The organism is Actinomadura chokoriensis, from assembly GCF_039529475.1.
GTDB classification, from domain to species: Bacteria; Actinomycetota; Actinomycetes; order Streptosporangiales; family Streptosporangiaceae; genus Spirillospora; species Spirillospora bangladeshensis.
On sequence record NZ_BAAAMW010000045.1, the window covers coordinates 1 to 21,837 of the forward strand.

Sequence of the window (21,837 nt, forward strand, 5' to 3'; positions counted from 1 at the left end):
CAACCGGCTCAAACGCCACCGAGCCCTGGCCACCAGGTTCGACAAACTCGCCGTCCGCTACCAAGCCACCGTCCACATCGCCGCCATCAACGAGTGGCTCTGATCAACTTTGAAACAGGCCCTAGCCCCCGGACCGCCTGGGCCACCGTCGCGCCGACGACGGCCCCGGCGTCGCCCGGCCTGCGCTGGGCGATCCCCGCGGCGGCGTCGACGAGCCCCTGGATGAGCTCCGCGCGCACCTCCGCGTCGGGGACGCCGCCCTCGGCCAGCGCCGCGGCGAGCGGGCGCAGCAGCTGCGCGTGCCCCTCCCGGATGCGCTCCAGCGCCGGTTCGGCGAGCGCGTGCTCGACCAGCGCCACCGCGGCGTGGTGCCGCCCGTCCGTCATGACCTCCAGCTGGCACCGGACGTAGGCCGCGACCTTGCCGTCGAGCCCGTCCGCGCCGGCGAGGGCCCGCTCGACGAGCGCCGCCCAGCGCGGCAGCTCCTCCTCCACGACGGCCGCGACGAGGTCGTCCTTCGACCGGAAGTACTCGTACAGGCTCGGCCGCGACAGCCCGACGCGCCGCGCCAGCGCCGCCAGCGACAGGGCCTCGATGCCCTCCTCCGCCACGAGCGCCCGCGCCCCGTCCAGCAGGTTCCGCAGCTGCCGGGCCCGGTGCTCCGCGACGGTCGGCTCACTGATCTTCGGCACCCGCCCATTCTAGAGTTGCCGACTACCAGTAGGTAAGTTCACGGGGCGCGGGTGATGTCCCAGTCGAGGGTGGCGGGCAGGGCGCCCTCCAGGGTGAGGAGCCAGCGTTTGATCTCGACGCCGGAGCCGCCGCTGTAGCCGCCGAGGCCGTTCGAGGCGACCACGCGGTGGCACGGGACGATCAACGGGATCGGGTTGCTCCCCATGATCTGGCCGATCACCTGGGCGTGCACGCCGGTGCCGCTGCGGTCGCCCAGTTGGCCGTAGGTGAGGACCTTCCCGTACGGGACGGACTCGTACAGCGTCGTGAGCACCTGCCGCTGGGCGTCGGACGTGAGGCGCCAGTCGATCGGGAGGTCGAAGTCCTTCAGGTCGCCCGCGAAGTAGTCGCGCAGGGCCGACAGCGCGGGGGCCAGGCGGCCCGGGGCCTCGACCACGGGCAGGCCGGCCGCCTTGGCGGTGCGGGCGCGGGCGGCGGGCGTGTCGCGGAAGTGCAGGGCGGCGACGCCCGTCTCCGTCTCGGCGACGAGCAGGCGGCCGAGCACGGTGTCGACCGTGCCGAACGCGAGTGTCTCGGTCATCGTGCGGCGCTCCTTCCCGGTCTTCTCAGGGTCCCATGCGGGACCGGCCTCTTTGTCAACACCGGCGGGCTCCGTCAGGTTGCGGTCAGGGTGCGGTGGAGGCGTGCGGACTCGGTGACCAGGCGGCTGGTGCCGCCGCGCGCCGCCACCTCCGCGATCTCCGGGATGGCGCCCTCGGCACGGGTGGTCTCGGCCAGCCGGGCGGCCAGGGTGATCATGGCCGGGAGCCCGGCCGGGGCGCGCCCGCCCGGTTCCGGGAGCGCGGGCGGAAGGGCGGTGGCGAGGATCGTCCAGACGCCGGCGTGCGCGCCCGCGTCGGCGGCGGCGGTGAGGGCCTTGAGGGTGCGGGGGAGCGGGATGCGGCCGAGCGCGGCGAGCCGGCCGAGCGCGGTACCCGTCTCGGCCGCCGGCAGCGCGCCCCGGGCGGTGAGGACGAGGAGCGCCTCGACGGCCTTCGCCCGCTCGTCCTGGTCCTGGTTGGCCAGCGAGTGCGCGAGGAACGTGCCGGTCGCGGCGCCCGCGGGCCCGTCGGCCTCGGCCAGGCCCAGCATGAGGGCGCCCTGGTTCCAGCCGTACTCCTCCCATCCGGCCAGGTGCGGGATGAGGTGCGCGGCGACGATGTCGCGGTGGGACGGCAGGACGGCGGGCCAGTGGCCCGCGTGCGGGTCGAAGCTCCGCGTTCCGAAGTTCCGCCGGTCCGGTTCGGGGAGCACGCACAGGCGGTCGATCTCGGAGTCGCCGGGCATCTCCACGACGGGCAGGACGTGGGTGGGAAGCCGGAGGCCGCGCCCGCCGACGGTCGCGCTCGGGGTGTCGAGGACGGTGCAGGTGACGGCCGGGTCGGCGAGCCCGCCCGCGGCGAGCCAGGCGGCGACCTTCCGGCCCGCCTCGCCGGACAGGCCCTTGGCGCGCACCACGGCCGCCGGGTCGATCTCGCGCGGGACGCGGAGCATCGCCTGCAGCAGGTCGGCCGGTCCCGGCGCGCAGCCCGCCGCCTCCAGGCGCTCGAGCCGGTCGACCAGGACGTCCGGGTCGATGTGGCCGCTCCCCTCGGTGGGGGTCGCGAGGAGGAGCGGGACCGTCCCGACGGCGGAGGCGATCTCGTGCAGCCGCCACTTGAGGAACCGCATCAGCTGCGGATCGACCGCCGTCCCCGCCGAGTGGGAGCGGCGCAGGAGCAGGCTTGCGAAGACCTCGCTCAGGGTGCGCACCTTGCCCGGGAGCAGCAGGTTCTGCACCGGGAACTGGATCCAGCTCTCGCGGGCGCGGCCGCGCATGTACGGGTGGTCGTCCGGCTTCGTGAGCCACGGCGCCAGGTTGTCGGCGTGCGTGCGGAGCGCCTCGCGGGTGCCGGCGGGGTCGCGGTGGGCGAAGTCGACGAGCGCGGCGAGGAAGCGCTCGGTCGCGGGCCAGTCCTCCTCGGAGTGCAGCCGGGTGGCGAACTCGCCCGCCAGTTCGGTGAGCGAGCCGATGGGCGCGGGCAGCTCGCGCGGGACGAAGGGCGGCGGGCCCGTCGGCGGCTCCGCGTCGATGACCGCCGTGACCTCGCCGAACGCCGCCGAGATCGCCGAACGCAGTGCGGCGGGCAGGGCGCCGGCGGCGTTCCTGACCTCCTCCCGGACGGCTTCGCTCGCGCGGGCCGCGTGCTTGACCGCGATCTTCACCGCGCGGTCGCGCAGGTCGACCGCGTCGGAGGTGAACACGGCGGTGAGGGCGCGCACCGCGGCGCCGGCCCGGTCGCGTTCGCGGGCCGTCCGGTCCAGCCAGGTCAGCGCGGCCCGGACGAGCTTCTTCTCCGGGCGGAACAGCAGCGCGTCGGCGGCTTCGGTGAACAGGTCCGCGTCCAGGCGCCCCAGGTCGTCGGCGCGGCGGACCTGGCGCAGCGCGAGATCGGCCACGGTCGGCGGCGCGGCCGGCAGCAGGCGGACGTAGTCGCGGACGCGGGCGGCCGTCTCGTCGTCGGTGGGCTCCAGCGCGTCGTGGAGCTGGACGAACCAGCGGAGGCCGTGCGCGGTACCGCCGCGCAGGAACCGACTGACGCAGCCGTCCAGGAGGGTGGCGCGCTCGATCCGCCCTACCCGGGCCAGATCGGACAGTGCACTTGCCCAGGTGCTCTTACGGGTTCTGTCCCATTGCATCCATGTCGCGTCGTTGGCGAGGACGGCTCCCACACCGTCCACCTCGAACAGCTTGGGGAGGAGCGTGTCCAAGAACGGGTCGTCGCCGAGCGCTTCCGCGCGGACGCCGCTGCCCGCCCAGCCGACCACGAATCCGTCGGAGACCGGGGGAATGGCACCTGCCGCCTTGATCAGCGCTGCCGCGGCATGCCAGAGCATCGCGTCGACATCTGAGACACGGAGGCGGGCGGCGACACGGTGCGCGACATCGATGCGCCACTCGGCCGGGCGGTCGGCCGTGACCGTGGTGAGCGCCCTGTCAAGGGACACGTCTTCGACCCCGCCCCACCATGTCCGCAGCTCCCGGTGGCAGAGCCACGCGGCCGCGGCGGCGGGGCCGCTGATCGTGCCCGCGCCCGCCACGAGGAGGGGCTCGCGCATTCGCAGGTCCAGAGAGCCGTACGCCGACGCGGCGCGCAGTTCCTTCAGCCTGCTGGGGAGTTCCTTCGCGAGAGCGCGCCGCTCGGTGCCGTCCAGTTCGATGACCAGGCGCGCCACCCGTTCCGGAGCGCCCGCGTCGATCGCCTTCTGGAGGTCGTCCCACGTGCTCATCGCGCGGCCTCCGCGGTCTGGTCGGCGTCGCGGCGGACGATGCGGGCGGCGAGGACGTGCTTGCACGGCCCCCGCTCACCGCGGTGGTCGAACCACCACGGGCACGTGCAGGTGACGCGGTCGCCGTCGAAGCGGACCTCCCGCTCGCTCCCGTTGCTCCGCACGATCGCCGTGTCGCCGGACGTGAACCGCACGGCGCCGTCCTCGACGAGCGCGCGCGCCGAACGCAGCCGCGGATTGAGGGCGGCCACGCGCGCCGGGTCGTAGGGCAGCTCGCGGTGGAAGAAGGCGGCCTCGGCGGTGTCGAACCCGACGCGGCCGGACGTTCCGAGCTGGGTCAGCGCCGCCTTCGTCCGCGCCGGGTCGAGCCCGGACCGCTCGGCGAGCAGGTCCGGCTCGACGCGCGGTTCGAACGACAGCAGCGCGCCGAGCAGGTCGGCGTCTCCGGCGGCCTGGTCGGTGGAGATGTCCTCCAGCACGGCGCCTTCACCGGAGAAGCCCCGCGAATGCTGGGGGGACAGGGTGAGGACGTAGCGCATCCCCGGCAGTTCGAGCTCCCACACGCTGGACACCGGGCCGCCGCCGTTGGAGATGGCCGGCCCGTACACGCGCATGGCCTTGGCGAAGCGCAGCAGCGGCAGCATCGTGCGCAGACGGTCGGGCCCCGCCAGGCACACCGCGCCCGGCACCGGGCGGGACGACATCCGCAGCGTCCGCCCGGCGGGCACCGCCCACAGCGCCTCCCGCGCGCGCTTGGGCAGGGACCGCAGGAACCGCACCGCGTCCGGGCCCTTCAGCTCGCCGCGCAGGTCGAACCCGGCCGTGATGACCTGGACCTCGGCGAACCCCCGGAGCCACCGGTCGGGCAGCGGCACCTTCTTCTCCACGACGGCGCCGTCCATCGTGGTCACCGCCAGTTCCTCGGCGCCGACCGCCAGATGCAGCGGATCGGACCCTCCCACGCGCGCGAGGGCCTCGCGCAGGGGGCCGTTGACGTCGACGTTCGTCGTGCCGCGCTCGTGGACCTCGCCGTCCAGCGCGGGCTCCAGCACGTCCAGCCGGGCGTACACGCCGCCGCACGCGGAGAACGACTCCATGCGGATCCGGTCGCCGCTGCAGGTGACGACCGGATCCCGGAAGGACGTCGGACGCGGCTGGAAGTACCGGGTCTGGGCGACGTCGGCCAGGGCCAGCAGGCCCGCCGCGGCGGGCGCCGCCTGGGTGAGCACGCCGCTGAAGAAGTGCGGGTGGGCCCGCGGCCCGCTGCTCGTCGTCCCGCCGGACGTGGACAGGCCCAGGAGGCCCGCGTCCAGCCCGGACGGCCGCGTGTACGTGTACGACTGCGCGGCGCCGGCCGCCGCTGTGCTGCTCGCCATGCCCGAGAACGTAGAGCGCCCCTCGGACAAATCACGCGGACGAATCACACGATCAGTCGGTCTGCCCTGGGAAGAGAAGGGAGAGCTCGCGCGGGTAGCCGCCGATCAGGCGCAGTTCGTCGTTGGTGAGCGGGCGGCCCGTCTGGGCGTTGCACAGCTGGACGAGCTTGAAGGCGAGGTCCTCGTCCACTGGCTCGATGCCCAGTCCGTCCATGACGTGCCGGAAGCCGGCCTTGCCGCCGTACTCGCCGGTGAGGACGACGCGTCCGGGACGGGCGTGCCAGTCGTCCGGGAACGGGCCGAGGGTCTCCTCGTCGTACAGCTCGTAGTTGCCGTGGTCCTTGAGCGCGCCGTCCGCGTGGATGCCGGACTCGTGCGCGAACGCGTTCCGCCCCACGCCGACCTGGTTGTAGGGGAGCGGCCGGCCGAAGGCGTAGCTCGCCCACAGCGCGAACCGCCGCGCCCACGACAGGTCGATCGGGTCGCCGATCTCGATGCCGCGGTCCTCCATCCCGAACCCGTGCCGGAACGCGAGGATCGTCGACAGGAGGTCGGCGTTGCCGGAGCGCTCGCCGATGCCGTTCACGCACGTGTTGATCCAGGCGTCCTGGCCCGCCTCCAGGTCGCCGAGGGCGCCGCTGACGGAGTTGGCCACGGCCAGGCCGAGGTCGTTGTGGCAGTGGGTCTCGACGGGCATTCCCACGGCGGACGCCAGCTCGGCGAAGCGCTCCTTGATGCGGTCCGGGGTGTCGCCCCCGATCGTGTCGCAGTACCGGACGCGGTCGGCGCCGGCCTCCTTCGCGGCCAGGGCGAACTCCTTGAGGAAGCCGGCGTCGGTGCGGGAGCCGTCCTCGGCGTTGACCCCGACGGTCCGCGCCCCGCCCGCCTTGGCCGCGCGGACGGCCGCGACCATCTCGCGGACGATCGCCGCCCGGTCCAGCCGGCCCCGGAACTTGTTGGCGATCATGTAGTCGGACGTCGAGATCGACAGGTTGTAGTGGGCGAGGCCGGCGCCGTCCGCCCGCACCCGGACGGCCTTCTCGACGTCCTGCGCGACGCCCCGGCACCAGCCGGAGAGCCGCAGGCCGCCGAACGCGCCCGCCTCCGCCAGGGCGATCTGCGCCCGCACGTAGGGGACCTCGTGGAACAGGAACGGGAAGCCGATCTCCGACTGCGCCGCGCCGAGCCGTCCCAGGTAGAAGTTCACCATCGTCTTGCCGAACTTGGACAGCCCGGTCCGGGCCGTCTGGACGCCGTCGCGGTTGGTGACGTCCAGGAAGTGAATCTGAGGCATGTCCACAGATTGACACCGTCATCTACATGTATCAATATTGACGATAATCAATGTGCAGGGCGGAGAACGTGGACGACGACCAGGTCGGCGGGTGGATCGACGCCAAGGCGGCCGCCGAGCGGCTCGGTGTGAAGCCCGCCACGCTGTACGCGTACGTGAGCCGCGGCGTGCTGCGCCGTCGGCACGCCGCGGACGGCCGCCGCAGCCTCTTCGACGCCGCGCAGGTGGAGGAGCTGGCCCGGCGCGGGAAGCCGCGCCGCCCGCCCGGCCCCGGGGAGCTGGCGATCGAGTCGGCGATCACCGCGCTCGGCGCCGACCGCCCCTACTACCGGGGCCGCGACGTCCTGGCCATGGCGGAGTCCCGGACGTTCGAGGACGTCGCCGCCTGGCTCTGGACGGGCGACGACACGGCGGGCGGCGAACCCTGGCGGCCCAACGAGGACGGCGTCGCGGCGGCCGTCGCCGCCCAGTCCGGCCTGCCCGCCGGCCTGCTCCCGCTCGACCGGCTCCACGTGATCACCGCGGCGCTCGCCGCCACCGACCCGCTGCGCCACCACCTCGGCCCCGAGGGCGTCATCGCGACCGGCCGGGCCCTGGTCTCCGGCCTCGTCGAGGCGCTGCCGCCCGCCGCCGGACGGCCGCCCGGCGCGGGCGGCGCGGGCGGCGTCGCCGAGCGGCTCTGGAGCCGGCTGTGCCCGCGCCCGCCCGGGCCGGGCGGCGGCCTGCCGCGCGCGTTCGAGGCCGCCATGATCCTGCTCGCCGACCACGAGCTGGCCGCGTCCACGGTCGCCGCGCGGGCCGCCGCGTCCGTGCGCGCCGATCCGTACGCGGTCGTCGCGTCCGGGCTCGGCGTGCTGAGCGGCCCGCTGCACGGCGGCGCGTCCTACGGGGCGGAACGGCTGATCGCCGAGGTCGCCGGCCCGGCGGAGGCGGCCCGGGCGCTGGGGGAGCGGCTGCGCGGCGGGGAGCGCGTCCCCGGGTTCGGGCACGGCGTCTACAAGACGGGCGACGCCCGCTTCACCCTGCTGATGGGCCTCGTCCGCGCCGCGGCGCCCGGGCACGAGCGGCTCGCCGCCGCCGACGCCGTGCTGGCCGAGGCGGAGCGGCGCCGGCTGCCCGCGCCGAACGTCGACTTCGCGCTGGCGGCGCTGGGCGCGGTCGCCGGCCTCGTGCCGGGGGCCGGGGAGGCGCTGTTCGCCGTCGCGCGCACCGCCGGCTGGCTCGCGCACGCGCTGGAGGAGTACGGCGGGCGCCGGCCGCTGCGTCCCCGCGCCGTCTACGTGGGCCCGCCGCCCGCCTGAACCGCACCGCCCGGGCGACCCCGTCTCGGCCACCACGGGGCCGGGGCCGGACCTCGGGGAACCGGGGGTAGGCTCGGTGGCGTGCGACGGTTCCTCACTCCGGGATGGCTCGGGCTGCACGCGCTCGCGATCGTGCTGTGCGGCGCGTTCCTCGGGTTCGGCTGGTGGCAGTTCGACCGCGCCCAGTCCGGCAACGACCGCAGCTGGGCCTACACGTTCGAATGGCCCCTGTTCGCGATCTTCGTGATCGTGATGTGGGTCAAGATGATCCGGGACGAGCGGGACGGCGTGACCCCCGCGCCGACGGTGATCGAAGAGCCCGCCGAAGCCGCGGTCAAGCGGGAGCTGATCAAGCAGCACGAGGAAGAGGACCCCGCCCTCGCGGCCTACAACCGCTACCTCGCCCGGCTCAACTCCGAGGGCCGCGGAGGCCGCTGACCCCTCGCGCGGGCCCCGCCCCCCCGGGGCGCCCGGCCCGCCGGACGAAAGGTGTGTTCCCGTGGAAGGCGCGGTCACCAGGTACCGGATCCTGGCGCTGATCGTCGGCACGCTCCTGCTGCTGCTGACGGTCGGGATGGTCCTCAAGTACGGTCCGACCGACTCGCCGGAGATGGTGGGCATCGTGTCGCCCATCCACGGCCTGTTCTACATGGTCTACGTGGCGCTGGCGTTCGACCTGTGGCGGCGCACCGGCTGGCCGCTCGGCAAGATGGTACTGATCGTGCTCGGCGGCGTCGTGCCGCTGATGACCTTCTTCGTCGAGCACAAGATCGTCCGCGAGGCGCGCGCGCTGCCCGCGGCCAAGTCCGAGGCCGACGCCGAGACCGAGGCGCAGCCGACCGTCTGATCCGCCCCGGGGGCTGGTGCGGGGCCCTCCCGTCGCCTAACGTTTGACTCAGTCAAACGTTAGGAGGCCGCGACATGGAGGTGACCGCCGAGGACATCGGCACGGTCCGCGCGTTCAACCGCTTCTACACCGGCGTCATCGGGGTGCTCGGCGAGGGGCTCGTCCGCTCGCCGTACTCGCTGACCGAGGCGCGGGTGATCTTCGAGCTGGCCCAGCGGGGCGACGCCGAGGTCCTCGCGCTGCGCCGCGCGCTCGACCTCGACGCCGGGTACCTCAGCCGGATGCTGGCCCGCTTCGAGGCCGACGGGCTGCTCGTGCGCGAGCGCGCCGAAGGCGACGCCCGCCGCCAGATCGCCCGGCTCACGCCGCGCGGCCGCGAGGTGTTCGCCATACTGGACGAGCGGACCGCCGCCGAGATCCGCGGGCTGCTGGAGGGCCTGCCGCCCGCCGAGCGCGGCCGCCTGCTCGCCGCGATGCGCACCGTCCACGCCATCCTCGGGGACCGCCCGCGCCCGGACGGCGTCGTCCTGCGCCCGCTGCGCCCCGGCGACCTCGGCTGGGTGGTCGAGCGCAACGGCGCCCTGTACGACGTCGAGTGCGGCTGGGACCGCACCTACGAGGCGCTCGTCGCCTCGGTCGTCGCCGACTACGTGCGCGACCACGACCCGGAGCGCGAGAACGCGTGGATCGCCGAGTCCGGTGGCGTCCGCGTGGGCGGGGTGTTCTGCGTCAAGCGCGCGGAGGACGTCGCGCAGCTGCGGCTGCTGCACGTCGAGCCGGACGCCCGCGGCCTGGGCGTCGGCGCCGCGCTCGTCGACGCGTGCGTCCGCTTCGCCGCCGAGGCCGGCTACGCCGAGATCATGCTGTGGACGACGGCGCTGCAGCGCCCGGCGCACCGCCTCTACCAGCGGGCCGGGTTCGTCCTGGAGGACGAGGAGCCGCCCGTGGAGCGCTTCGGCGACGTCGTCCACGGGCAGGTCTGGCGGAAGAAGCTGTGAGCCCGGGCCCGTGGAGGCGCGACGCCTCCACGGGCCCGGCTCCGCAGCGATCCCTAACTGCGTCGGCGGCCGGGACGGGGGTCGGACGGAGTTCCGGCCGCCTGTGCACTACCGGCGTAAGCGCCGGTTCTGCTGGGGGCTGATTCCCACCTCCCTTCCCGGTCCGGGGCCGGGCGGGGGCGTGACGGCCCGACCGGCCGCGGGGGAGGGCGCCGTGCGGCGCCCGGACGTCTCGGACCGGGCCGGCGGCGCGCTGGGACGGGGCGGCCGGCCCGGCCGCCGGGGGGCCGCGGTGCCGCGGGGGCGGGCGGCACCGGGGCCGGGGGAGGGGGCGGGCGCCGGGCCGGTCCGGTACGGCCGAGGACCCGAGGTGTGTCGCCGCGCGCCGCCGCCCCGGCACCCGCTGGGGGACGGGTGGCGGTGGCGCGCGCCGCGAACGCCCTCGGCCGTACGGACCGGGCCGCGCGGGGAGAGGGGCGCGAGGGGCCGGATCTCACGCTCGGTGCGCCGCATCCGCTTCCTCCTCGCTCCCGACCTGGGACTTTGCCGCCCCGAGGACCTCTCGTTCACCGTGTGTCACGATCTCGTTGCGTTAAGTACCCGCACGTCATGCGCGCGTAAACGCGGTCCGAGCAAAGAATCAAGATCACGAGATGGACTTTGCCCGCGCATTGCCCCCGAGCGGGTTCCGGCATCCTGTCCCCATGCCTTCCTGCGCCACGTGCGGCGGGACCGTCGCGCCCGACGGCCGCTGCTGGGACTGCGGCGGCCCCCAGCCCGCCTTCCGCTCCCACCTGGAGACCACCGTGCCCGCCGGCGCCGCCGTCACCGACCGCGCCCGCCGGGACCTCAACGCCGACGCGGCGGCCCTGACCGCGTCCGGCCCCTGGACGATCGGCGTCGTCTGCGACGGCGTCTCCATGTCGCCCCGCGCCGACCGCGCCGCCCAGGTCGCCGCCGACACCGCCGCGAACGTCCTCGCCTCACGGCCGGCGGCGGGCGCCCTCCCGGAGCACGCCCTCGACGAGGCGGCCCTCCGCGCGTCCCGCGCCGTGACCGCCCTCGCCGCGTCGGCCGACGCGGCCCCCGCCTGCACCTACGTCGCGGGAATCGCGGGCCCGGACGGGATCTGGGCGAGCTGGATCGGCGACAGCCGCGCCTACTGGCTCCCCGGCGACGGCCCGGGGATGACGCTCACCGAAGACGACACCGACGCGCAGGACGTCCTGACCTCCTGGCTGGGCGCGAACGCCGGCGACCCGCTCCCGCAGACGCGCAGCTACCGACCGCACGGCCCCGGCACCCTGCTGCTCTGCACCGACGGCCTGTGGCGCCATCTGCCGCACCCGGCCGCCTACCGCGACCGCCTGCACGGCCCCGCACCGCTGGACGACGCCCGTGCCCTCGTCCAGTACGCGCTGGACGCCGGCACCCGCGACAACACGACCGCCCTGGTCATCCGCGCGGGTTGACCTCTTCGGCGGCCATGGCCAGCAGCACCAGCGCATCGTGCTCGGCCGTGCCCGGCCCGGCCTGGTAGACCAGCATCCGCTGGCCGTCGCCGGAGGTGGCGAGGATCTCGTTGGCCAGCGTCACCGGGCCGATCACCGGATGCCGGAACGCCGTCTCCCCGCCGCGCTTGACCCGCACGTCCTGCCGGTTCCACAGCTCGGCGAACTCGCCGCTCGCCGCGGCCAGCTCGGCGGCCAGCGCGGCGGCGGGCCCGGGCGCGGTCAGCTCGGCGGTGTGCAGGTGCGCGACGCCGTTGCGGGCCACGCGGTCCCAGTCGGCGAAGACCGTCCGGGCGGCCGGGTGCAGGAAGGTGTAGCGGATCGAGTTGCGCTGCCCGGGCGGCCAGTCGCCGAGCCCGCTCATCAGCGCGAGCCCCTCGGGGTTCGCGGCCAGCACGTCGTTGACGTCGTTCAGCACGTACGCGGGGCTGGGGCGCAGCGAGTCCAGCATCAGCAGCAGGCCGGGGCGGGCGGGACGCGGCGCGGCCGGGCGGCGGCGGGGCGTCCGCCCGGCGACCCTGTCGGCGAGGCCGAGCAGGTGGGCGTGCTCGTCGTCGCCGAGGCGCAGGGCGCGGGCCAGCGCGTCCAGCACCGAGTCGCTGGGCGCGGTCTCGCGGCCCTGCTCGATCCGGGTGTAGTAGTCGACGCTGACCCCGGCCAGCGCGGCCAGCTCCTCCCGGCGCAGCCCGGGCGAGCGCCGCGGCCGCGGGCCGATCGGCAGCCCGACGTCGGCCGGGCCGATCCGCCCCCGCCGGACCCGGAGGAACTGCGCCAAAGCGTTCATGCCGTCGAGTCTGCCACCGGACCGGGGAGTCCTGGGTGGCCGTGTCGCACCCAGGTGCGCCGCGGCCTTCCGGGCTCTCCGGACGAGGGGCGAGGCTCGACGCATGACCGACGCAATGATCATCGGCGGCGGCTCCGGCATGGGCCTCGCCCTCGCCCGGACCCTGCTCGCCGACGGAAGGGACGTGACCATCGTGGGCCGCTCCGAGCCCCGCCTCGCCGCGGCCCGCGCCGACCTGCGCCCCGGGGACGGAAAGCTCAGCACGGTGCGCGCCGACATCGGCAGCGAAGAGGACGTGGCGGGCCTGTTCGCCCGCGTCGAGAAGGTGGAACACGTCGTGGTCACCGCGGCGGACGCGACCGGAGCGTACGGCCGCACCACCGACGTCGCCACGGAGGCCGCCAGGTCCTTCTTCGACGCGAAAGTGCTCGGTGCCTGGCTCGTCGCCAAGTACGGAGCCGGCCGGGTGACCGGGTCGATCACCTACACGTCGGGCATCAACGCCTACCGTCCGAACGGGTCCAACACCATCGTCGCCGCGGCCAACGGCGCCCTCGCCTCGCTCGCGTACGGGCTGGCGATCGAGCTCGCGCCCGTCCGGGTGAACGTCGTCTCGCCCGGCTGGGTCGACACCCCCATCTGGGAGCAGCTCGCCATGGACAAGCAGGCCGCCTTCGCCGACCTCGCCGGACGCCTCCCCGCCCGGCGCATCGGCACCCCGGAGGACATCGCCCAAGCCTTCACGTCCGTGATGAACAACGGCTTCATCACCGGGACCGTCCTCCATGTGGACGGCGGCCACCGCTTCACCTGACCGCGCGCCGTCCGCCGGCGCGGCTAGGGCCGGGTCGCGCCGACGCGCTGGGCCAGGGCCGTGTTCAGCGCGCGGAACTGCGGGAGCGTGCGCTCGTTCAACTGGTGCCGGAAGAAGGGGATCACGACGCCGGTGAACCGCTCGCTCTGCGTGAGCCTGACCCGGCCGGGGGAGACCGGCTCGATCAGGAACCGGTGCTCGCCGTCGAAGATCCCGCCCGGGCCGATCCTGCCGATCCAGCGGAGCTCCCGGCCGGGCGCGGCCTCCAGCACGGTCGGGGTGAAGGTGGTGTCGCCGCCGGAGTCGCGCATGACGTTGCGCAGGGTCGCGCCCTTCTCCAGGCGACCGCTCGAGGAGACGATGAACGGGTTCCACTGCGGGTAGGCGGGCAGGTCGCTCAGGACCGCCCACACCTGCTGCGGTGTGGCGTCGATCTCGATCGACGCGCGCAGCGTGAAGGGGCGCAGGTTGGTCCAGGCCGCCCAGCCCGCCAGCAGGGCGGCGATGACGCCGAGCGCGACCAGCAGGCGGCGTCGCTTCGGGCGGCGCGTCCGCGCGGTGGCGGGTGCGGGGGCCGTGGTGGTCATGTCCGCTTCTCCTTCGCGGGGAGGACGCCGGAGAGGGCGGCGTCGACGAGGTGTTCGGCGTAGGCGCGGCCGATGGGGCGGCCGGTGATGAGGAGCCGGTAGTACAGGGCGCCGGCGAGCTGGTCGAACAGCAGCTCCGGGTCGGTGTCCGGACGCAGGTCGCCGCGCCGGCGGGCCCGGTCGATCAGCCCGAGGACCAGCGCGTTGCGCTGCTCGAAGACCGCGCGGACCAGCGCCCCGATGTCGGGGTGCCGCGCGGCCGCCGCGACCAGCTCGCCGACGAGGCCGGACGAGGGGTCGTCCGGGGCGTGCCCCGGCCCGGCCCGCCTCGTCCGGTCGAGCCCCAGCGCGATCTGCTCCAGGTAGTCGACGAGGTCGGCCCGCAGGTCCCCGGTGTCGGGCACGGGGACCTCGTCCTGCATGCGGGCGATCACGGCGATGGCCAGGTGGTCCTTGGTGGGCCAGCGCCGGTACAGCGTGGTCTTGGCGACGCCCGCGGACCTCGCGACCTTGTCCACCGCGAAGGCCGCGTAGCCGTTGGCCAGCAGCTCCTCCTCGGCGGCCCGCAGGATCTGCTCGTCGGCACCGGCGTCGCGCGGCCGGCCGCGGCGTGCTGGAGGAGGCACCTCTCCTTCCTTTCGATACGCACGTTTCGTAATTCGACGGTACTCGCCCGGCCGCCAATAACGCAACGTGCGTATCGAAAAGTTTTCCTCAGCCCGCCACCGGAACGTTGCTCCGGAAGGTGTTGTGCGGGTCATGCTCCTGCTTGATGCGGCGCAGGCGGTCGAGCGCGGCGGGGGCGAACGCGTCGGCCGCGGTCTCCTCGGGGTTGAGGAAGGTGAAGGGCTTCCGGCCGCTGACGGGGAGGGCCTCGGCGAGGGCGCGCTGCCTGGCGGTGATGGCGTGAGCCGTCGCCGGGTCGGAGGGGATGCCGAACAGGTAGAGGGCGTAGGGCTCGGTCAGCGGGCCGTGCGGGCTGTCGCTCGGGCGGGCGAACGCGCCGCCCAGATTCCGGACCTGGACGCTCAGCAGCGGGGCGATCGGTTCGGCGAGCAGCGTCTTCGCGGCGGTGTCGTCCAGGCCGGTGAGCAGTTCGGCGCGCGAGAGGCCGGGGCCGGGGTCGGTGGGCTCCGCGGTGATCGTGCCGAGTTCGGAGACCGCCATGGTCCTCCTGGAGTCCGACAGCGGCCGGGGCAGGCGGTCCAGCGGGGCGAGCAGCTCCCGCGCCCGTTCGGCGTCGCCGAGGTACGTGGAGTCGACGGCGACCATGGGGTCGGCCCCGGGGAAGTGCAGCAGATCGAGCCAGACGGTCAGCTCGTCGGGGGCCGCGGCGGTGATCTGCCGGTAGGCGTCCATCACCTCGGGGGCGTGCCCGGCCGTCCACAGCATCCGGCCGCCGTACAGGCTCGGGGCGGGGTGCAGGGCGAGTTCGAGGGCGGTGACGATGGCGAAGTCGCCGCCTCCGCCGCGCAGCGCCCAGAACAGGTCGGGATCGGTGCCCGCCGTGACATGCCGCCGCCGGCCGCCGGCGTCGACGACGTCGAACGCGGTGACGCTGTCGGCGACCCAGCCGTGCGCGCGGCCGAACCAGCTCAGCCCGCCGCCGAGGGCGACGCCGGTGACGCTGACGACCGGGGAGCTGCCGGGCAGCCCGGTCAGCCCGAGCGGCGCGGCGGCGGCCTGCAGCCGTCCGGACGGCACGCCGGCGCCGATGCGGGCGCGGCGGGCGGCGGGATCGATCTCGACCGCGTCGAGCCGGGCGGTGCGGAGCAGGACGGTGCCCTCGGTGCGTCCGGTGGCGCCGTGCCCGCTGGGCTGGGTCGCGATGCCCAGCCCGTTGGCGCGGGCGTACCTGACCAGCGCGGCCACGTCGTCGGCGTCGGCCGCCTCGACCACGGCCGCGGCCGGCTGCTCGACCGCGAGGTTCCAGGGGCGGCGGACGTGGTCGAAGCCCGGGTCGCCGGGCAGCCATACCCGTCCCTCGACGGCGGATCGCAGGGTGTTCAGCTCGTTCATCGTCTTCCTCGTGTTCGCAATTCGGGTGGCGGCGGGGACGGCGGGGGAGGTCAGCCGAAGATCGCGGCGGGCTCGCCGGTGTACCAGGTGTTGTCGATGCGCATGCGGCGGATCACCCAGCGGTCCCCGTCCCGGACCAGTTCGACGTCGTAGGGGTTCTTCAGCAGGGCGAACGTGCCGTGGTCGGCGGCCAGCAGGTGCTGGGCCTCCACCAGCGCGGTCAGGCGCGCGGTGTCGCCGTCGACGGCGATGCGGGGGTTGGTGATCTGGTGGGTGGTGTCCACCCGGCCGGTGAACATTGCCAGGATCGTGGTGACGATGGTGTCGCGTCCGGTCATCAGCGGCGGCTGCCCGCCCCAGCGGGCCGCCGCCGGGCGGAAGTCCAGTTCGGCGTCGGCGGCGAAGGCGGAGGCGAACAGGTCCCCGTCCTTCAGGTCCTGGCCGAGGCCGAACCGGTAGAGCGCGTCGATGATCTCGGTGCGGTCCCGCAGCTCCCGCGCGACGGCGTCGGTGTCGGTGGCCGGTGCGGATATGGCACGGCCCTCGGTGACGTACATGAGTCTCCCCGTACAGGTCAGAGTGGTCGTCGAGCGGTTTCCACCCTCGCGGCCGGTCCATGGCGGATCAACGCGCCGCTGTGCAACGATCGTCAAGCCGGACTTAACGATGAGGGGGGCGCATGCTGGAGCGGCACGAGATCGAGGCCCTGCTCACCCTCGCCGAGGAGCTGCACTTCGGCCGCACCGCCGAGCGGCTGCACGTGTCGACCGCCCGGATCAGCCAGACCATCGCCAAGCTGGAGCGCCGCGTCGGGGTGCCGCTGTTCGACCGCACCAGCCGCCGGGTGGAGCTGACGGCGGCGGGGCGGCGGCTGCACGAGCGGCTGCGCCCGGCCTGGGAGCAGGTCACCGACGCCTTCGAGGAGGCCGTCGCCGCCGGCCGCGGCCTGACCGGCACCCTGCGGGCCGCGTTCGTCGGCGCGGCCGGCGGCCAGCTGCTGGCCGGGGGTGCCGAGCTGTTCCGCCGGCGCCACCCCGACTGCGACGTCCGGCTCCGCGAGGCGCAGATGACCGACCTGATGCCGTGGCTGCGCGGCGGCGAGGTCGACCTGGCCCTCGGCACCTTCCCGGTCGAGGAACCCGGCATCGCCACCGGCCCGGTCCTGGTGTCGGAGGCGCGCATGCTCGCCGTGCCGGTCGGGCACCCGTTCGCGCGCCGCTCGTCCGTCGGCCTGGAGGACCTCGCGCGGACGCCCCTGCTCCAGCTCCCCGACACGCTGCCCGAGTCGCTGAGGCGCGACCGCACGCCCGGCACGACGCCGTCCGGGCGGCCGATCGCCGCGGGCCCCGCGGCCGCCACCTTCACCGAGATGCTCACCCTCGTCGGCGCCGGCCGCGGCGTCTTCCCGGTCGGCGCCCAGGCCAGGCGCTACTACGCCCGCCCCGACGTCGCCTACGTCCCCTTCACCGACGCCCCGCCGCTGCGATGGGGGCTGCTGTGGCGGGCCGACAACGCCACGGCGCGCGTCCTCGCCTTCGCCGAGGCCGCCTACGACCTGGTGCGCGGCGATGGAGGGCGCGGGGAGTGATCGCTGAGAGCGAACGTTGCTGCGGAAACAAAATGCTGCTCCGTTTTCTTGAGTGTGTATGACTCAACTTGAGGTTGGGTCGTCGATGGACTTGGAGCTGAGCATGAGCGAAACCCTGACGCTGCCGGTGCTGCCCCTGGAAGACGGGGTCGTTCTGCCCGGCATGGTGGTCCCCCTGGACCTGTCCGAGAACGGCGAGGTCCGGGCGGCCATCGAGGCCGCGCGGGCGGTGGCCCAGTCGCGGGGGCCGGGCATCCGGTCGGCGGCCAAGCCGCGGGTGCTGCTGGTGCCCAGGTTGAACGGGCGCTACTCCGACGTCGGCACGCTCGGCGTGATCGAGCAGGAGGGGCGGCTGCCCGGCGGCGAGCCGGGCGCGGTCGTCCGCGGCGTCTCGCGGGTGCGGATCGGGACCGGGACGACCGGGCCCGGCGCCGCGCTGTGGGTCGAGGGGACCGTGCTGGAGGCGCCGCCCGCGTCCGGACGGGCCCAGGAGCTGGCCAAGGAGTACAAGGGCCTGGTCAGCGCGATCCTGCAGAAGCGCGGCGCGTGGCAGGTCGTGGACGTGGTGCAGCAGATCGACGATCCGTCCACGCTGGCCGACAACTCCGGGTACGCGCCGTACCTGACCGACGAGCAGAAGATCGAGGTCCTGGAGACCGTCGACGTGGTCGAGCGGCTTGAGCTGGTGATCGGCTGGACCCGCGACCACCTCGCCGAGCTGGACGTGGCGGAGACGATCCGCAAGGACGTCCAGGAGGGCATGGAGAAGACGCAGCGCGAGTTCCTGCTGCGGCAGCAGCAGGAGGCCATCCGCAAGGAGCTGGCCGAGCTGAACGGCGACCCCGCCGACGAGGAGGACGACTACCGGGCCCGGATCGAGGCCGCGGACCTCCCCGAGAAGGTGCGCGAGGCGGCGCTGAAGGAGGTCGACAAGCTGGAGCGGTCGTCCGACGCCTCGCCGGAGGGCGGCTGGATCCGCACCTGGCTGGACACCGTCCTCGACATCCCGTGGAACGAGCGCACCGAGGACGCCTACGACATCGCGGGCGCCCGCGAGATCCTCGACGCCGACCACGCCGGGCTGGACGACGTGAAGGAGCGCATCGTCGAGTACCTGGCCGTCCGCAAGCGCCGCGAAGAGCGCGGCCTGGGCGTCGTCGGCGGGCGCAGGAGCGGCGCCGTCCTGGCGCTGACCGGTCCTCCCGGCGTGGGCAAGACCTCGCTGGGCGAGTCGGTCGCGCGGGCCATGGGGCGCAAGTTCGTGCGCGTCGCCCTGGGCGGCGTCCGGGACGAGGCCGAGATCCGCGGCCACCGCCGCACCTACGTGGGCGCGCTGCCGGGCCGCATCGTCCGGGCGATCCGCGAGGCCGGCTCGATGAACCCGGTCGTCCTGCTGGACGAGGTCGACAAGGTCGGCGCCGACTACCGGGGCGACCCGACGGCGGCGCTGCTGGAGGTCCTCGACCCCGAGCAGAACCACACCTTCCGGGACCACTACCTGGAGGTGGAGCTCGACCTGAGCGACGTGCTGTTCCTCGCCACGGCGAACGTGGTCGAGGCCATCCCCGGGCCGCTGCTCGACCGGATGGAGCTGGTGGAGCTGGACGGTTACACCGAGCACGAGAAGGTCACCATCGCCCGCGACCACCTGCTGCCGCGCCAGCTCGACAAGGCGGGGCTGGAGGCGTCCGAGGTGGGCTTCGGCGACGACGCGCTGCGGCTGCTGGCGGCCGAGTACACCCGCGAGGCGGGCGTCCGGTCCCTGGACCGCTCGATCGCGCGGGTGCTGCGGAAGGTCGCCGCGAACGTGGCGCTGGGGAAGGCGTCGCTGCCGGTCTCGATCGGCGCGGCCGACCTCAAGGAGTACCTGGGACGGCCCAGGTTCACCCCGGAGGTCGAGCTCGGCCGGAACGAGCGCCGCACGGGCGTGCCCGGCGTGGCGACGGGCCTCGCGGTCACCGGCGCGGGCGGCGACGTCCTCTACATCGAGGCGTCGCTGGCCGACAAGGAGACCGGCGACACCGGCGTGACGCTCACCGGCCAGCTCGGCGACGTCATGAAGGAGTCGGCCCGGATCGCGCTGTCCTACCTGCGCTCGCGCGGCGCGGAGCTGGAGCTGCCGGTCGGCGACCTGAAGGACCGCGGCGTCCACGTCCACGTGCCCGCAGGCGCGATCCCGAAGGACGGCCCGAGCGCGGGCATCACGATGACGACGGCCCTCGCGTCGCTGCTGTCCGGACGTCCGGTCCGGGCAGACGTGGCGATGACCGGCGAGGTGTCGCTGACCGGGCGGGTGCTGCCGATCGGCGGCCTGAAGCAGAAGCTGCTCGCCGCGTCCCGGCTCGGCATCACCACGGCGATCGTGCCGAAGCGGAACGAGCCCGACCTCGAGGACGTCCCGGCCGAGGTGCTGGAGAACATGACGGTCTTCACCGTCAGCGACGTCCGCGAGGTGCTGGACCTGGCGCTGGAGCCGGCCACCACCGCGGTGGCGGCCTGACCCGGGGCGAACGCCCGCGCCCTTCGCGGCGCGGGCGTTCGCATGCCCGCATTACGGGCGAGCCGGAATGAACCGGTGCACATAGTCCGGGACGGCCCGGGGACGACGAGCCGGGTGTTGGTGGAGATGTGGCAGCCCGCGGCGCCGGGCGAACGGGTCCCGTGGTACATCGTCGCCCTGCGCGCCGTCGTCGTGCTGATCGCGCTGGGCCTGCTCGGTGTCTTCTTCTACTTCGCGTTCAAGCTCACGCTGACGCCCGTGCACGACAACGGCCAGGCGGGCGGCAACACCGACCCCGGCCGCTCGCTGCGCTTCTACCTGGACCGCCCCACCAAGGAGGCGTTCCTCCAGATAGGCGGCAACCTCGCGCTCCTGGCGCCCCTCGGCGTCCTGCTCCCGCTCGTCTGGACGACCCTGCGCGGCCCCATACGCCTGGCCCTGCTCACCGGCATGTTCTCCCTGGCCATCGAAACGATCCAGGGCCTCCTGGTCATGGGCCGAGCCTTCGACATCGACGACGTCTTCCTGAACGTGGCAGGCGTGGTGATCGCCTACCTCCTCCTGGGCCGCCGCCTCTCCAAATCCCTCCGCGGCTCCTAGCCCCCTCCGTTGACCTGCGGCGTGTTGTTGTTATGAGCGGCCGGAAAACAACAACACGCCGCAGATCAACGAAGCGGGTGGGGTTAGCGGGGGGTCAGGTGGAAGACCCTCAGCTCGCGGTGGGCGCGTTCCACGTAGCTGTCGTAGACGGGCCAGACCGCGGTGAGGCGGGGCCAGATCTCCTTGCGCTCCTTGTCGTCCAGGAGGTGGGCGGTGACCGGGGTCGTGTGGCCCCGGAAGCTGACCTCGGACTCGGGGGTCTTGATGAGGTTGCCGGTCCAGGCCGGGTGCTTCTCGCGGCCGAAGTTGGACCCGACGACGTACCAGCCGCCCGCCGGATCGGGCAGGCAGGCCAGCGGGGTCCGCCGGGGCAGCCCGCTCACCGCGCCGGTGGTGGTCAGGACGAGGCTCGGGACGAGGAGCTGGCCGAGCAGGAGCCTGCCGCCGGTCACCCTGTGCAGCGTCCGGTCGATCGGCGGGACGACCCTGGGCCCCACCTTGGCGAACCATTCGGCGCCCGAGACGCGGTGGAAGACCGGCCCGAACGTGCGCTGGATGAGAGTCGGCATCGGTTTCTCCTCGGGGGCGGCGAGCCGGCCGGCCCGCCGCGGGTTCAGGTGGCCGCTCCGGGCCAGCCAGCGCAGCCCGTCGGCGACGGTCTCCTCGACGGGACGCAGCGTCAGGTCGAGCGCCTCCAGGATGGGGCGGTCGTCGGTCGGGACGAGCGTGACCATGAACTCGGCGGCGTCGCGGGTGAGCGGGTAGTCGAAGTCGCGGACGCGCTTGGCCGCGTCCAGAGCCGACCCCAGCCCGAGCATCAGGCGGGACGGGACGCGGACGCGGCGGCACTTCACGCCGGTGAGGCGGTCGCACAGGTCGGCGTACTCCGGCCACGTCAGGTAGTGGCCGCCGAGCACCCAGCGGCTCGGCCCCTGCCGGGCCTCGACGGAACGTGCCAACGCCTCGCCGAGGTCGCGGACGTCGATGACCGAGACGCCGCCGCCCGGCAGCGGCCACACCTTGCCGAGCGCCGCGGCGAGGCCCTCCATCAGCGCGTCCAGCGTCGGCTGCTCCGGCCCGCACACGCCGCCCGGGTACACGATGGTGACCGGCGCGCCGTCCGCCTGCAGGCCGCGCACGTAGCGCTCGGCCGCCAGCTTGGACTTGCCGTAGTCGGTGCGGGGGCTGGCCAGGGAGTCGTTCGCGGTGATGACCCGGCCGGACGGCGGGACGAACACCGCGACCGTGGACACGTGGACCACCGGGTCGAGCCCGTGCTCGACGGCGCCGCCGACCACGTTGCGCGTGCCCCGGACGTTCACCTCGACCAGGTCGCGGTCGCCGCCGGTCACGTCGATCGCGGCCGCGGTGTGGACGGCCGCGTCGCAGCCGGCGAGCGCCGCCGACACGGCGCCCTCGTCCAGCATGTCGCCCTCGACCAGCTCCACGTCCTCGGCGGCGACGCCGACGGACGCCAGCACCCTGGCCGCCTTGCCGGGGTCGCGGACCAGCGCGCGCGGCCGGTGCCCGGCGGCGAGCAGGGCGCGGACGGTGTGGGACCCGACGAACCCCGAGGCGCCGGTGACGAAGATCCGCATGGGGCAAAACTAGCGCTT

At 74.3% G+C, this 21,837-nt stretch carries 20 protein-coding genes; 9 read left to right on the forward strand and 11 right to left on the reverse strand.

Features of this window, described 5'->3' with window-relative positions:
• Window positions 1–86: 86 nt before the first annotated feature.
• From ABFX46_RS41825 to ABFX46_RS41845, 5 genes are all read right to left on the reverse strand, one after another.
• Window positions 87–692: a TetR/AcrR family transcriptional regulator gene (locus ABFX46_RS41825; protein WP_346049955.1), complete on the reverse strand. Its 606-nt coding sequence runs from the start codon at window positions 690–692 to the stop codon at window positions 87–89.
• Window positions 693–730: 38 nt separating this feature from the next.
• Complete coding sequence (locus ABFX46_RS41830; RefSeq protein ID WP_346049957.1) at window positions 731–1,273, reverse strand: methylated-DNA--[protein]-cysteine S-methyltransferase; 543 nt, start codon at window positions 1,271–1,273, stop codon at window positions 731–733.
• A 74-nt stretch (window positions 1,274–1,347) separates the two neighbouring features.
• Window positions 1,348–4,002: a DUF6493 family protein gene (locus ABFX46_RS41835; protein ID WP_346049959.1), complete on the reverse strand. Its 2,655-nt coding sequence runs from the start codon at window positions 4,000–4,002 to the stop codon at window positions 1,348–1,350.
• The gene (locus ABFX46_RS41840; protein ID WP_346049961.1) at window positions 3,999–5,378 is read right to left on the reverse strand and encodes an SWIM zinc finger family protein; all 1,380 of its coding nucleotides are present in this window, start codon (window positions 5,376–5,378) and stop codon (window positions 3,999–4,001) included. The genes ABFX46_RS41835 and ABFX46_RS41840 overlap by 4 nt, the downstream gene beginning before the upstream one ends.
• 52 nt (window positions 5,379–5,430) lie before the next feature.
• Complete coding sequence (locus tag ABFX46_RS41845) at window positions 5,431–6,672, reverse strand: LeuA family protein (protein ID WP_346049963.1); 1,242 nt, start codon at window positions 6,670–6,672, stop codon at window positions 5,431–5,433.
• A 68-nt stretch (window positions 6,673–6,740) separates the two neighbouring features.
• Between ABFX46_RS41845 and ABFX46_RS41850 the strand changes: the two genes are divergently transcribed.
• The 5 genes from ABFX46_RS41850 to ABFX46_RS41870 all read left to right on the forward strand — a co-directional run bounded on the left by ABFX46_RS41850 (window position 6,741) and on the right by ABFX46_RS41870 (window position 11,290).
• Entirely contained in the window at window positions 6,741–7,973 is a 1,233-nt protein-coding gene (locus ABFX46_RS41850) for a citrate/2-methylcitrate synthase (protein WP_346049965.1), read from the forward strand.
• Window positions 7,974–8,054: 81 nt separating this feature from the next.
• The gene (locus ABFX46_RS41855; protein WP_131939767.1) at window positions 8,055–8,411 is read left to right on the forward strand and encodes a hypothetical protein; all 357 of its coding nucleotides are present in this window, start codon (window positions 8,055–8,057) and stop codon (window positions 8,409–8,411) included.
• 61 nt (window positions 8,412–8,472) lie between these two features.
• On the forward strand, window positions 8,473–8,820 hold the full coding sequence (locus tag ABFX46_RS41860; protein ID WP_346049967.1) for a DUF3817 domain-containing protein: 348 nt from the start codon (window positions 8,473–8,475) through the stop codon (window positions 8,818–8,820).
• A 74-nt stretch (window positions 8,821–8,894) separates the two neighbouring features.
• Window positions 8,895–9,818 (forward strand): bifunctional helix-turn-helix transcriptional regulator/GNAT family N-acetyltransferase, encoded by a 924-nt coding sequence (locus ABFX46_RS41865; protein ID WP_346049969.1) that lies wholly within the window; start codon window positions 8,895–8,897, stop codon window positions 9,816–9,818.
• 704 nt (window positions 9,819–10,522) lie between these two features.
• The gene (locus ABFX46_RS41870) at window positions 10,523–11,290 is read left to right on the forward strand and encodes a PP2C family protein-serine/threonine phosphatase (RefSeq protein WP_346049971.1); all 768 of its coding nucleotides are present in this window, start codon (window positions 10,523–10,525) and stop codon (window positions 11,288–11,290) included.
• Here ABFX46_RS41870 and ABFX46_RS41875 read toward each other — a convergent pair.
• A complete protein-coding gene (locus tag ABFX46_RS41875) occupies window positions 11,274–12,113 on the reverse strand; it encodes a helix-turn-helix transcriptional regulator (RefSeq protein ID WP_346049973.1) in 840 nt (279 codons plus the stop codon). The genes ABFX46_RS41870 and ABFX46_RS41875 overlap by 17 nt on opposite strands.
• Window positions 12,114–12,216: 103 nt before the next feature.
• On the opposite strand from ABFX46_RS41875, the gene ABFX46_RS41880 reads away from it, so the two are divergent.
• Window positions 12,217–12,927, forward strand: a complete 711-nt coding sequence (locus ABFX46_RS41880; RefSeq protein WP_346049975.1) for an SDR family oxidoreductase — start codon at window positions 12,217–12,219, stop codon at window positions 12,925–12,927.
• Window positions 12,928–12,950: 23 nt separating this feature from the next.
• On the opposite strand, the gene ABFX46_RS41885 is transcribed toward ABFX46_RS41880, so the two are convergent.
• The 4 genes from ABFX46_RS41885 to ABFX46_RS41900 form a co-directional block, all read right to left on the reverse strand.
• Entirely contained in the window at window positions 12,951–13,514 is a 564-nt protein-coding gene (locus ABFX46_RS41885; RefSeq protein ID WP_346049977.1) for an SRPBCC family protein, read from the reverse strand.
• The gene (locus ABFX46_RS41890) at window positions 13,511–14,140 is read right to left on the reverse strand and encodes a TetR/AcrR family transcriptional regulator (RefSeq protein ID WP_346049979.1); all 630 of its coding nucleotides are present in this window, start codon (window positions 14,138–14,140) and stop codon (window positions 13,511–13,513) included. Before ABFX46_RS41890 ends, ABFX46_RS41885 begins: the two co-directional genes overlap by 4 nt.
• A gap of 88 nt (window positions 14,141–14,228) precedes the next feature.
• Entirely contained in the window at window positions 14,229–15,533 is a 1,305-nt protein-coding gene (locus tag ABFX46_RS41895; RefSeq protein WP_346049981.1) for an FAD-binding oxidoreductase, read from the reverse strand.
• 50 nt (window positions 15,534–15,583) lie between these two features.
• The gene (locus ABFX46_RS41900) at window positions 15,584–16,090 is read right to left on the reverse strand and encodes a nuclear transport factor 2 family protein (RefSeq protein WP_346049983.1); all 507 of its coding nucleotides are present in this window, start codon (window positions 16,088–16,090) and stop codon (window positions 15,584–15,586) included.
• A gap of 122 nt (window positions 16,091–16,212) precedes the next feature.
• Here ABFX46_RS41900 and ABFX46_RS41905 point away from each other — a divergent pair, with 122 nt between their 5' ends.
• The 3 genes from ABFX46_RS41905 to ABFX46_RS41915 all read left to right on the forward strand — a co-directional run bounded on the left by ABFX46_RS41905 (window position 16,213) and on the right by ABFX46_RS41915 (window position 20,221).
• A complete protein-coding gene (locus ABFX46_RS41905) occupies window positions 16,213–17,121 on the forward strand; it encodes a LysR family transcriptional regulator (RefSeq protein ID WP_346049985.1) in 909 nt (302 codons plus the stop codon).
• 103 nt (window positions 17,122–17,224) lie between these two features.
• Window positions 17,225–19,621, forward strand: coding sequence for an endopeptidase La (gene lon / locus ABFX46_RS41910; RefSeq protein WP_346049987.1), 2,397 nt, complete (start codon window positions 17,225–17,227; stop codon window positions 19,619–19,621).
• 75 nt (window positions 19,622–19,696) lie between these two features.
• Window positions 19,697–20,221, forward strand: a complete 525-nt coding sequence (locus ABFX46_RS41915; RefSeq protein WP_346049989.1) for a VanZ family protein — start codon at window positions 19,697–19,699, stop codon at window positions 20,219–20,221.
• An 83-nt stretch (window positions 20,222–20,304) separates the two neighbouring features.
• On the opposite strand, the gene ABFX46_RS41920 is transcribed toward ABFX46_RS41915, so the two are convergent.
• Complete coding sequence (locus tag ABFX46_RS41920) at window positions 20,305–21,819, reverse strand: nitroreductase family deazaflavin-dependent oxidoreductase (protein WP_346049991.1); 1,515 nt, start codon at window positions 21,817–21,819, stop codon at window positions 20,305–20,307.
• Window positions 21,820–21,837 lie beyond the last annotated feature (18 nt).